Consider the following 11,862-nt stretch of genomic DNA (forward strand, 5'->3'; position numbering starts at 1 on the left):
TCGCTTAGACGCCTTGCTTCAACGAAGCTTCGATGAAGGCGTCCAGGTCGCCGTCGAGCACCTTCTGCGTGGCCGAGATTTCGACGTTGGTGCGCAGGTCCTTGATGCGGCTGTTGTCCAGCACGTACGAGCGGATCTGGTGGCCCCAACCCACATCGGTCTTGGTGTCTTCCAGCTTCTGCTGCTCTTCCTGGCGCTTGCGCATCTCGTGGTCGTACAGGCGCGAACGCAGGCGTTGCCAGGCGATGTCGCGGTTGCCGTGCTGGCTGCGGCCGTCCTGGCACTGCACCACGATGCCCGTGGGGATGTGCGTCAGGCGCACGGCCGAGTCGGTCTTGTTGATGTGCTGGCCGCCCGCGCCGGATGCGCGGTAGGTGTCGGTGCGCACATCGGCCGGGTTGATGTCGATCTGGATCGAGTCATCAATCTCGGGGTAGACGAACAAACTGGCAAAGCTGGTGTGGCGGCCGCCCGACGAGTCGAAGGGGCTCTTGCGCACCAGGCGGTGCACGCCGGTTTCGGTGCGCAGCAGGCCATAGGCGTATTCGCCCTCCACTTTGATCGTGGCGCTCTTGATGCCGGCCACGTCGCCCGGGGTTTCTTCCTCGACCGTGGTCTTGAAGCCCTTGCGTTCGGCGTACTTGAGGTACTGGCGCAGCAGCATGCTCGCCCAGTCGCAGGCCTCGGTGCCGCCGGCGCCGGCCTGGATGTCCACAAAGCAGTTGAGCGGGTCGGCCTCGTTGCTGAACATGCGGCGGAACTCCAGCTCTTCGATCAGCGGGCGCAGCTTGGCGGTTTCGGCCTCGATGGTCATGAGGCCCGGCTCGTCGCCTTCCTCCTTGCTCATCTCATACAGCTCGGCGTTGTCGGCCAGCTCGCGCGTGAGCTTGTCGAGCGTGACGACCACACTGGAGAGAGACTTTTGTTCCTTGCCCAGCTCCTGGGCCTTCTTGGGGTCGTTCCAGACCGCAGGGTCTTCCAGCGATGCGTTTACCGTGCGCAGGCGTTCAAATTTGGCATCGAAGTCAAAGATACCTCCGTAACTCTTGCGTGCGCAGAGCCAGGTCGCTGAGGGTGGTGCCGATGAGGTTGATACGTTCTGCGTCCATGATTCTCGTCCTGAGTGTTCGGTGGAATAACCCGCGATTTTCTCATGGGATGGGCCAAGGCCCCCTCAATGCCCCCTGGCTGGGCAACTGGACTGACAGAGGGCTTGCCAAACGGAGAATCTGTGGGGACAAAATTTCAAAAATGATAGCTGCTGGCGCTTGTTGGATAAGCGCTAGCGGCCAATTGGGCTCAAATTCTGGCTACGCTTCGTTCAGGAACTGCTCCATGAGCTGCGCCACCTGCTCGGGCTGGTCGTGGTGCAGCATGTGGCCCGCGTCTGCGACGACAGCGGTGCGGCAGTTGCGCACATGGGTCAGGCGCTGGTGGTATTCGTCCAGCGTGTACCGGCCGTTCCACCACTGGCCCAGGCTGTCGCCGCTGGCCTCTATGGCCAGCACGGGGGCGGTAATGCGCTCGTAGATGGCCAGGGCTTCGTCCACGCGATACAGCTGGGCGCTGGTGATCTTGTGCGCAGGGTCGCCCAGGATCTCCCACAGGCCCTGCGCGTTGGGTCGCGCCCAGTGCTGGGCCAGCCATTGCGCCTTGTCTTCCGACAGTCGCGGGTTGGTCTTCATGAGGCGGCGCGCCACGCCATCGGCGCTGTCGTAGGTCTTGAGGTCCTTGTTGCCCTGGTGCAGCTGCTTGATTTCGTCGATCCATTGCGCATAGCGCGTGGGCGCCTGCGCGGGCCGCGTGGCGGGCAAGCCGAAGCCTTCGAGGTTGACCAGCTTGCGCACGCGTTCGGGCCGTACACCGGCGTACATCATGGCCACGTTGCCGCCCATGCTGTGGCCAACGAGGTCGATGGCCTCGCCGGGCGCGTAGTGGTCCAGCAGCAGGTCCAGGTCGGCCAGGTAGTCGGCAAAAAAGTAATGGTCGGCCTGCGCGCTGGACGTGAGCCCGAAGCCGCGCCAGTCGGGCGCGATGATGCGCCGCTCTTGCTGCAGCGCGTCCACCGTGAACTGGTAGGAGGCGCTCACGTCCATCCAGCCGTGCACCAGCACCAGCGTGGGCAGATGGCTCTGCTCAGGGCCCCAGTGGCGGACGTGGTAATCGAGGCGGCGCAATGGCAGCGTGCTGCTGCGGGAGGGCTTGAGGGCTTGGTACATGGAGAGAGGGGCAGGGCGGTCAGTGTGGGGTGGGGCTGCGCAGGTGGCTGCAAAGCACGCATCCGGTGTGGCGGCAATGTTACGTCGGGTGCCAGCCAGCCGTGGGGCGGGGCCTGTCGCCTAGGTGGCTCAAGGTAGTGAGGGCTGCGCAGGCAGCGAAAGCCAGGGAGCGCGATGGGATGTGCCCCTCCAGGCAAAGGGCCTGCAACGGACAAAAGACGGATAAGACCCCTTGGGTATGGAAATTGCTGTTTTGACGCATATCAAGCAGCGCATCGTCGAATGTGCTGCGCCTATTCCCACGAAGAGGTCTTATCCGATGGCGTCCCCGTCTGCCTTGTCTCTGGACCTGTCCGCCCTGCAGCGGCGGCGGGTGTTCACCTCGGACGCGCGGGTGGATTCCCATGATCTGGTGGCCCGCGAGTTTTCGGACCACGGCCTGAAATGGTGCAGTGGTGCGGTGGACACTGCGTTGTCCAAGGTGCGCATCCGCCAGTTGCAGATGTTCATGCTGCAATACGGTGCAGAGGTGGAAATCCGCCCGCGCCCTTTCGATGATTTTGTCCTTGTGCATCTGTCGCTGTCGGGCGTGGCCGAGATGGTGTCGGATGGGGTACCGATCCGCCTGCCTGCGGGGGCCGCTGCGCTCATCGCGCCGCGCCGCGACCTGCACATGCGCTGGCAGCAGGGCGCGCGCCAGCTCATCCTCAAGGTGCCGTGCCAGTTGTTGCGGGCCTGGGCACCCGAATCTCTGCAGAACGACACCCGTTTTGTGCACCCCATCGTTGCGCTGTCCTCGGTGCAGGGGCAGCAGTGGCATTTTTTGATGCAGTCCCTGCTGCACGTGAGCCAGCAGACGGTGGAGAGCGCCGCCCATGTGCGCTGGGTGGATCACATGGAGAGCAACGTGGCGCTGTTCCTTGCATCGTGTGCGCAGGGCATGCCGGTACCTATGCAGCCTACGGTGCCACAGATCGAACTGCCTTCCAGTGCCGCTGCCGCAGGCGACCTGCGCCGCCTGGAGCGGCTGGATGACTACATGCGCAGCCGCCTCAGCGCCCCCGTGGCGCTGGAAGACCTGGCGCGTGCCGCTGGCGTGAGCGTGCGCGGGCTGAACATGCTGTGCCAGCGCCACCATGGCGAGTCCCCCATGGTGCTGTTGCGCAACCGCCGACTGGACGCCGTGCGTGCGCGGCTGCTGGAGCAGCCGGGCCACTGCGTGACAGATACCGCGCTGGAATTTGGCTTTGGCCACTTGGGCCGCTTTTCGAGCTACTACCGCGAGCGCTTCGGCGAGCTGCCGAGCCAGACGGCTGGCGCGTAGTTTCACTGGCCACTCCGACTGCTGCAGTCGCCTGCATGGCGCAGGGGCTGCCGCACGCTCCAGCGCTGCACAACTCCCATCAGATTTGCAAGAACCGGACAGGCGTTGCGCGCACTGTGCCGATACTGGATAGCGCGAGTGTGCTTCGATTTTTAGCATGGAGGTATCCCCATCCAAGAGGTGTTGCCCATGTCTGAAATCCCGGTTGTTGAAGTCGCACCACCCGCCTCGCTGAAGGCCCAGCGCCAGGTGTTTTTCCCGCAGCCTGATGGCTCCAACGTGCCGTACCGGGTGTTCAGCGCGCAAGAGGTCTATGACCGCGAGCAGGAGCGCATCTTCCGTGGCCCCGTGTGGAGCTTTCTGGGCCTGGAAGCCGAGATCCCCAATGTGGGTGACTTCAAATCCACGTTCATTGGCGATACGCCCGTGGTGGTCACCCGCACCCCTGAAGGCCTTTCGTGCTGGGTCAACCGCTGCGCGCACCGTGGCGCCATGGTGTGCCGCGAAAAGCGCGGCAATGCCGCCAGCCACACCTGCGTGTACCACCAGTGGAGCTTTGCGGCCAATGGCGACCTGCAGGGTGTGCCGTTTCGCCGGGGCCAAAAGGGCATGGTGGGCATGCCCAAGGACTTCAAGCCCGAAGAACACAACCTGCACAAGCTGCGCGTGGACAGCTACAAGGGGCTGCTGTTTGCCACCTTCAGCGGCGAAACCCCACCACTGCCTGACTACCTGGGCGCCGAGATGCGCCCATGGATCGACCGAATCTTCCACAAGCCCATCGTCTACCTGGGCTGCACGCGGCAGTACTCCAAGTCGAACTGGAAGCTGTACTTCGAGAACGTGAAGGACCCGTACCACGCGAGCCTGCTGCACCTGTTCCACACCACCTTCAACATCTTCCGCGTGGGGATGAAGGCGCGCTCCATCCCCGATGCGAACCATGGTCTGCACAGCATCATCACCGTGACCAAGCCTGAGGTGGAGACGGATACCGCTGCGGCCTACAGCGCGCAGAACATCCGCTCGATGGACGAAGGCTTTGCGCTCGAAGACCCGACGCTGCTGGGGCAGATCAAGGAGTTCGATGAGATGACCACCAACCACATCCAGCCCATCTTTCCGCAGCTGGTGGTGCAGCAAATCCACAACACGCTGGTGGCGCGCCAGTTGCTGACCAAGGGGCCCAGCAACTTCGAGCTGGTGTTTCACTTTTTTGGCTACGAGGACGACACGCCCGAGATGCGCGAGCTGCGCCTGCTGCAGGCCAACCTGGTGGGGCCTGCAGGCTATATCTCGATGGAAGACACCGAGGCCACCGAGCTGGTGCAGCGGGGCACGGTGCGCGATGGCGACAAGCACTCCTACATCGCCATGGCGCGCGAGGCGCCAGACCAGCAAGACACCGTCATCACCGAAAACCTGATCCGCCGCTTCTGGGTGGGCTACCAGAAGCTGATGGGCTATTGAGGAACCACCGAGATGACAACACAACTACAACGACTGCAACTGTGGACCGAGCTGCTGGAGCTGCAGCACCGCTATGTGAGCGCGCTGGACACCAACCGGCTTGAAGACTGGCCTGGCTTTTTCGTGGAGGACTGCCGCTACGAAATCATCCCCAAGGAGAACTTCGATGCGGGCTTTCCTGCACCCATCGTGTACTGCCGCAACGCCAGCATGTTGCGCGACCGTGTGCTCTCCCTGCGCCACGCCAACATCTTTGAAGACCATGCCTATCGCCACGCCACGTCGGGCCTGGTCATCACCAGTGTGGAGGACGGCATGGTGCGCACGCAGTCGAGCTACATCGTGGTGATCACCGGCCAGGCTGGGGATTCCAGCGTGTACCAGGCGGGCACCTACCTCGACGAGGTGGTGCAACACGAAGGCGAGTGGCGCTACCGCAGCAAGCGGGTGGTGTACGACACCTTGCGCGTACCCACCTTGTTGGCCACCCCCATCTGAGATCCACCATGCAAACAACCACAGACATTGAACCCACCGGGCACACCTGCGCCGCCTGGCACGACGTGGGCGAACCCGATGACTTCCCGGACGGCGCCGTCTGGCCCGTGGTGGTGGGCGGACTGCCCGTGGCGGTGTTCCGCGAAGGAGAGGGCTTGTACGCCCTGTACGACCTGTGCACCCACGGTGCCGCCAAGTTGTCCGATGGCTACGTGGAAGACGGCTGTGTGGAATGCCCCTTGCATCAGGGCACCTTTGACATTCGCACGGGCGCTCCCTGCAAGGCACCGGTCACCGAAGCGGTGCGCACGTTCCCGGTGCGCGTGGTGGCGGGGCGGGTCGAGGTGGGCGTGTAGTGCACACCGATTTTCTCTTGAACGTTGTTAGACAAGGACTGAAGATGGCTCTCACCTTTCGCTCATCCTCTCGCGTGCACGTTGTGGCACGCCTGATGGCTCTGGTGGCCCTGGCGGCCTGCAGCTGCGTATCTGCGATTGCGCAGTCCGGCCCCATCAAGGTCGGCATGGCGCTTGATATCTCGGGCCCATTTGCAGGCCCCGGTGCCGAGGCGCGTGACGGCTTTGCCCTGGCGATCAAGCAGCTCGGGGGCAAGCTGGGCGGCCAACCGGTCGAGTTTGTGCAAACCGACATGGCCGGCAGCCCCGACCAGGCCAAGCAGCTGGTGGACCGCTTTGTGCAGCGCGAGAAGATCGACCTTTTCACCGGCCCCATCGCGTCGAACGTGGCGCTGGCGGTGGCGCCTTCGCTGTTCGCGGCCAAGGTGCCTTACCTCTCGAACAACGCCGGTCCCAGCCAGCTCGCAGGCGCCCAGTGCAACGCGTATTTCTTCGGCACGGCCTACCAGAATGACCAGTTCCACGAGGCAGCTGGGCAGTTTGCTGCCGATCAGAAATTTGGCCGCATGGTGGTGATGGCGCCCAACTACCCGGCGGGCAAGGACGGCATCACCGGCTTCAAGCGCAAGTACAAGGGCCAGGTGGCCGACGAGATCTACACCAAGGTCGGGCAGATCGACTACGCCACCGAGCTTGCCCAGCTGCGCGCGGCCAAGCCTGATGCGGTGTATTTCTTTTTGCCAGGTGCCATGGGCATCAACTTCATCAAGCAGTTTGTGGGCGCAGGCCTGTCCAAGGACATCACGCTGGTCACCAGCGGTTTTTCGGCCGACGAAGACATCATCGGTGCGGTGGGTGAACCGATGTTGGGCCTGTTTAACACCACACACTGGGCGCATGACATGGACAACGCGCCCAACAAGGCCTTTGTGTCGGCTTTCCGCAAGGAGTACGGCGGCCGCTATCCGTCCATCTACGCAGCCCAGGCTTATGACGTGATTGCCGCCATGGACGCCGCTGTGAAGGCCGTGGGCGGCAAGGTGAGCGACAAGGAGGCTCTTATCAAGGCCTTTGCCAAGGCGCAGTTTCCCTCGGTGCGTGGCACGTTCCGATACGCCAACAACCACTTCCCGGTGCAGAACTTCTACCTGCGCACCATCGGCAAGAACGCTGAAGGCCGTGTGACCAACAAGACCATCAAGACGGTGCTGGAGAACTACGGCGATGCCTATGCCAGCCAGTGCCCATTGAAGTGATCGTTGGCAGCCCACTTGAACAGCCCCTTGCGCACCATGAATCCGATACTTGTCTTCGAGCAGTTGCTCAACGGCGCGGGCTATGGGCTCATGCTGTTCCTCATCGCTGCGGGCCTCACGCTGGTCTTCGGCATCATGGACGTGATGAACCTGTCGCATGGCTCGCTGTTCATGGTGGGGTCCTATGTGGCGGCCACCGTGCATGTGCAAAGCGGCTCGCTGGCAGGCGCCGTGCTGGTGGCCATAGCGGCCACGATGCTGGTGGCGGTGCTGCTGGAGGTGACGCTGATGCGCCGCCTGTATGGGCGTGACCACCTGGCCCAGGTGCTGGCCACGTTCGGTGTGATTTTGGTGGCCGACGATGCCGTAAAGATGGTGTGGGGCCCGTCCCCCATCATGGCCCCCACGCCCGCAGCCCTGGCGGGGCCGGTGGAGCTGTTTGCCGGGCTGCCTTACCCCTCGTACCGCCTGGTGGTGCTGGGCGCTGGGGTGTTGGTGGCAGGGCTTTTGTACCTACTGGTCAACCACAGCCGCGTGGGCATGCTGGTGCGGGCGGGGGCATCCGACCGGTGGATGGCCGAGCTGATGGGCGTGCGCGTCAAGCGCGTGTTCAGTGGCATCTTTCTGCTGGGTGCTGCACTGGCCGCACTGGCTGGTGCGCTGATGGGACCCATCATGGCCGTGCAGGTGGGCATGGGTGAGTCCATTTTGATTCCTGCGCTGGTGGTCATTGTCATCGGCGGCATTGGCTCGGTGCGGGGCGCCTTTGTGGCCGCGCTGCTGGTGGGCCTGGTGGACACCATTGGCCGAGCCTTCCTGCCGCTGCTGCTGCGCGCCACCTTACCGCCCGCCGTGGCTGCCGACCTGGGGCCGCTGTGTGCCGAAGTGGCCATGTACGCGCTGATGGCCGCAGTGTTGTCTTTTCGCCCTGCGGGGCTGTTTTCTGCCACGGGCTGAAATGAAACACCCCCTGAGTCGCTTCGCGCCTTCACTCCTCTCTCGACTCGCTGCGCGAGTCGGGAGGGGGACGCCCCCAGCGCAAGCTCTGGATACGCCGCCTTTGCGGCGGAGCGGCTCTTGCGCGGGGGCACTGGCCTTGGCCGCGCCAGTTTCATGCGCTGCGGGTGGCGCATAGAACCGACGGAACCTGATATGCCTTCTTCCCTGAGTTTTACTTCTTCCGCGTTGCAGCAGGAGAATGTGCCACGCTGGCGTGGCGCACTGCTGCCGCTGGCCTTGCTGGGGGCGCTGGCGCTGTTCCCGCTGGTGGCATCGGCCCTGGGCCTGGATTTCTACATCGGTTTTGTGCGCCGCGTGCTGGTGGTGGCCCTGGCTGCCGCCAGCCTGAACTTCATCATGGGCTTTGGTGGCATGGTGGCCTTGGGTCATGCCGGGTTTGTGGGCGTGGGGGCCTATGCGGTGGTCATGCTCTCGGATGCGGGCGTGACATCGGCCTGGGTTGTGTGGGCTACAGCCATGGCATTGGCAGCATTGGCGGCGTTGCTGATTGGCGCTGTATCGCTGCGCACCAGGGGCGTGTACTTCATCATGATCACGCTGGCTTTTGCGCAGATGCTGTATTTCGTGTTTGTGTCACTGCGCAGTTATGGCGGCGATGACGGCTACACCCTGCCCATGCGGCCGCTGCTGGGCCTGGGGCTCAATGGTGCCGATGAGTCCACGCTGTATTGGGTAGTGCTGGCGCTGGTGGCTTTGGTGCTGTGGTGGCTTGACCGGGCTACGGCCTCGCGTTTTGGCGCAGCGCTCACGGGCATCCGCGACAACGAGACCCGCATGCGCGCGCTGGGTTACCCGGTGTATCTGCTGCAGCTGACTGCGTTTGGGCTGGCGGGCGCCGTGGCGGGCTTGGCCGGTGCGCTGCTGGCCACAGGCAACAGCTTCGTGAGCCCGTCGATGATGCACTGGACGCAATCGGCCACGCTCATTGTGATGGTGGTGATTGGTGGCCTGGGCCGACGTTGGGGCGGGCCAGTGGGAGCTGCGGTGTGGCTCACGCTCGAAGAGGTGCTCAAGCTCAATACCGACTACTGGCACATGCCGTTGGGGGCGCTGTTGATCGTCACCGCTCTGTATGCGCCCCAGGGCCTGGCGGCGCTGGCAGACCGGCGCGCAAGGAGTGCCCGATGAGCCTTTTTCAAGTCGAAGGCCTTATCAAGCGCTTTGGAGGCCTGCTGGCCACCGACCATGTGAGCCTTTCGGTGGAGCGGGGAGAGATTCATGCGCTGATTGGCCCCAACGGCGCTGGCAAGACCACGCTGGTCAACCAGATATCGGGCCTGCTGCAGCCCGATGCAGGGCGTGTGCTGCTCGACGGCGTGGACATCACTCCGCTGCCCATGCACCGCCGTGTGGCCCACGGGCTGTCGCGGTGCTTCCAGGTGACGCGCATCTTCCCTGCGCAGACTGTGCGTGACAACCTGCTTCTGGCCGTGCAGGCGCACAGTGGCTCCAGTTTTCGTTTTCAGCAGCCACGTTCGCAAGCCGCTGAGCTGTACGCCAAGGCAGACCAACTGGCGGAGCGCGTAGGGCTGCAGCACAGCCTTGCCGAGACGGCGGGTGCCTTGCCGCATGGCGCACAGCGCACGCTGGATGTGGCGCTGGCACTGGCTGCGAGCCCCAAGCTGCTGCTGCTGGATGAGCCCATGGCGGGCATGGGGCCAGATGAGTCGCAACAGATGGTGCAGCTCATCGAGGCTCTGCGCAAGGACATGGCGGTGCTGCTCATCGAGCATGACATGGAGGCCGTGTTTCGCCTGGCCGACCGCATCTCGGTGCTGGTGTATGGCCGCGTGCTCACCGCTGGCACGCCCGACGAGATCCGCAACCATCCGGAGGTGCAGGCTGTGTACCTGGGCACCGAAATCCTGGAGACCACTGCATGAGCACGCCAGAGCCTTTGTTGAGTTGCCAGGCCCTGGAGGCCGGCTATGGCGTGAGCCAGGTGTTGTTTGGTATTGACCTTCAGATCGCGGCAGGCGAAGTGGTTTCGCTGCTCGGCCGCAACGGCATGGGCAAAAGCACCACCATCAAGGCCCTGGTCGGTGCGCTGCGTCCTACAGCCGGTGGTATCCGTTTTGCAGGAGAGGCGACCAGCAGGCTCAAGACCGATGCCATCGCCCGTCTGGGCCTGGCCATCGTGCCCGAGGGGCGCCATGTGTTTCCCAACCTCACCGTGCGCGAGCATCTGGTGGCCTTTGCCGACCACCGCAATGGCCTGCGCGATGCGTGGGACCTGGAGCGCATCTACGGCGTGTTTCCGCGCCTGAAGGAGCGGCAGAACAATCTGGGCAACCAGCTATCGGGGGGCGAGCAGCAGATGCTGGCCATTGGCCGAGCGCTGTCCACCAACCCGCGCCTGCTCATCCTGGATGAAGCCACCGAAGGCCTGGCGCCCGTGATCCGCGAGGAGATCTGGCGCTGCCTGGCCACGCTCAAGGCCGCTGGGCAGACCATTCTCGTGGTGGACAAATACGTGCACCGCCTGGTGGACCTGGCAGACCGCCATGTGATCCTGGAGCGCGGGCGGGTGGTGTGGCAGGGCGACTCTGCTGCGCTCAATGCAGACCGCAGCCTGTGGGCGCGTTACCTTACGGTGTAAGGGTTGAAGGGCCGACCATGCTGGACTGTGATGTGGACTTGGATCTACAGAAATCGCCATCTGCGCAGGCATACGCTGAACTCCGTGCGCAGGAGCACCGCGTCACGCTGCTGCCGGCCGGCAAGATGTTTGTGGCGCAGCTTGGCGAGAGTCTGCTGGACGCCGCAGCGCGCGCAGGCATCCGCTTGCCCCACCAGTGCAAAACGGACAGCTGCGGCGCCTGCAGGGCGCAGGTGCTGCATGGGCCGGTCCAGGATATTGCTGGGGCCTTACCCTCCGCGCTGACGGCTGAAGACCTGGCCCAGGGCCAACGCCTTTTGTGCTGCTCGGCAGCGGCGGGTGACCTGCTGCTGGAGTGTGCCGAGATCCCTCATATTCCGGGTATAGATGTGCGCAAGCTACCGGTGCGGGTCGCGGCCATGGAGCGTCTTGCCCCCGATGTGATGCGCGTGCAGTTGCAACCGCCCGCAGGCCAGCGCCTGCACTACGCGGCGGGCCAGTATGTGGATGTGCTGCTGCCTGGCAACCGGCGTCGCAGTTATTCGCTGGCCACTCCGGCGCGTGAGGGCGTTGACCTGCTGGAGCTGCACATCCGCCACCTGCCGGGCGGCCTTTTCACGGACCAGGTGTTCGGCAAACTCAAGGTGCGCGATGTGCTGCGCATTGAGGGGCCGTTTGGTACCTTCGGCATGCACACCGCCACCGATGCCCCGGCCATTCTTCTGGCGAGCGGAACAGGCTTTGCGCCTATCAAGGCATTGGTGGAGCAGCTCCTTGCCGCGGGGAGTGGACGCCGAATCACCCTGTACTGGGGCGGCCGCGCGCGGCAGGACCTGTATCTGCATGACCTCTGCAAGGAATGGGAACAGGCCTGGAAGGGACGCCTGACCTATGTGCCGGTGCTGTCAGACTCCCCCGAAGCCGATGGTTGGACGGGACATAGGGGCTGGGTACATCAGGCCGTGTTGCAGGACCATCCAGATTTGTCGCAGCATGAGGTGTATGCCTGCGGTGCGCCCGCCATGGTGAATGCCGCGCGGCGCGACTTTATGGCCCGGGCCAGCATGCAGTCCACCCTGTTCTTTGCAGATGCCTTCGTGGCACAGCCGGGGTGAGCGGG

The 11,862-nt window shown here is 64.0% G+C and carries 12 protein-coding genes; 10 read left to right on the top strand and 2 right to left on the bottom strand.

Annotated elements, in window-relative coordinates; translation table 11 throughout:
- Positions 1–4: 4 nt before the first annotated feature.
- Positions 5–1,109 (bottom strand): peptide chain release factor 2 gene (prfB, locus tag C8C93_RS04665; protein WP_121420455.1). Its coding sequence is split into 2 segments (ribosomal slippage): positions 5–1,027 and positions 1,029–1,109, totalling 1,104 coding nucleotides; the frame shifts between segments, so codons are not numbered across the junction.
- A gap of 201 nt (positions 1,110–1,310) precedes the next feature.
- The gene (locus tag C8C93_RS04670) at positions 1,311–2,219 is read right to left on the bottom strand and encodes an alpha/beta fold hydrolase (RefSeq protein WP_121506065.1); all 909 of its coding nucleotides are present in this window, start codon (positions 2,217–2,219) and stop codon (positions 1,311–1,313) included.
- Between the two features lie 319 nt (positions 2,220–2,538).
- Here C8C93_RS04670 and C8C93_RS04675 point away from each other — a divergent pair, with 319 nt between their 5' ends.
- From C8C93_RS04675 to C8C93_RS04720, 10 genes are all read left to right on the top strand, one after another.
- Positions 2,539–3,543 (top strand): AraC family transcriptional regulator, encoded by a 1,005-nt coding sequence (locus C8C93_RS04675; RefSeq protein ID WP_121506066.1) that lies wholly within the window; start codon positions 2,539–2,541, stop codon positions 3,541–3,543.
- A 189-nt stretch (positions 3,544–3,732) separates the two neighbouring features.
- Entirely contained in the window at positions 3,733–5,013 is a 1,281-nt protein-coding gene (andAc, locus tag C8C93_RS04680) for an anthranilate 1,2-dioxygenase large subunit AndAc (protein WP_121506067.1), read from the top strand.
- A 12-nt stretch (positions 5,014–5,025) separates the two neighbouring features.
- Positions 5,026–5,511 (top strand): anthranilate 1,2-dioxygenase small subunit AndAd, encoded by a 486-nt coding sequence (gene andAd / locus C8C93_RS04685; RefSeq protein ID WP_121506068.1) that lies wholly within the window; start codon positions 5,026–5,028, stop codon positions 5,509–5,511.
- Between the two features lie 8 nt (positions 5,512–5,519).
- Positions 5,520–5,867: an anthranilate 1,2-dioxygenase ferredoxin subunit AndAb gene (gene andAb, locus C8C93_RS04690; RefSeq protein ID WP_121506069.1), complete on the top strand. Its 348-nt coding sequence runs from the start codon at positions 5,520–5,522 to the stop codon at positions 5,865–5,867.
- 95 nt (positions 5,868–5,962) lie between these two features.
- Positions 5,963–7,123 carry an ABC transporter substrate-binding protein gene (locus tag C8C93_RS04695; protein WP_121508654.1) on the top strand — a complete coding sequence of 387 codons (1,161 nt, stop codon included), beginning with the start codon at positions 5,963–5,965 and terminating at the stop codon, positions 7,121–7,123.
- Between the two features lie 36 nt (positions 7,124–7,159).
- Entirely contained in the window at positions 7,160–8,080 is a 921-nt protein-coding gene (locus C8C93_RS04700) for a branched-chain amino acid ABC transporter permease (protein WP_121508655.1), read from the top strand.
- A gap of 195 nt (positions 8,081–8,275) precedes the next feature.
- Positions 8,276–9,271 (top strand): branched-chain amino acid ABC transporter permease, encoded by a 996-nt coding sequence (locus C8C93_RS04705; protein WP_121506070.1) that lies wholly within the window; start codon positions 8,276–8,278, stop codon positions 9,269–9,271.
- Positions 9,268–10,026, top strand: a complete 759-nt coding sequence (locus C8C93_RS04710; RefSeq protein ID WP_121506071.1) for an ABC transporter ATP-binding protein — start codon at positions 9,268–9,270, stop codon at positions 10,024–10,026. Before C8C93_RS04705 ends, C8C93_RS04710 begins: the two co-directional genes overlap by 4 nt.
- Complete coding sequence (locus C8C93_RS04715; RefSeq protein ID WP_121506072.1) at positions 10,023–10,742, top strand: ABC transporter ATP-binding protein; 720 nt, start codon at positions 10,023–10,025, stop codon at positions 10,740–10,742. The genes C8C93_RS04710 and C8C93_RS04715 overlap by 4 nt, the downstream gene beginning before the upstream one ends.
- Before the next feature lie 17 nt (positions 10,743–10,759).
- Positions 10,760–11,857: a CDP-6-deoxy-delta-3,4-glucoseen reductase gene (locus tag C8C93_RS04720; RefSeq protein ID WP_121506073.1), complete on the top strand. Its 1,098-nt coding sequence runs from the start codon at positions 10,760–10,762 to the stop codon at positions 11,855–11,857.
- The last annotated feature ends 5 nt before the right edge of the window (positions 11,858–11,862 follow it).

The sequence above is a fragment of the Acidovorax sp. 93 genome (assembly GCF_003633835.1).
Classification (GTDB): domain Bacteria; phylum Pseudomonadota; class Gammaproteobacteria; order Burkholderiales; family Burkholderiaceae_C; genus Acidovorax; species Acidovorax facilis.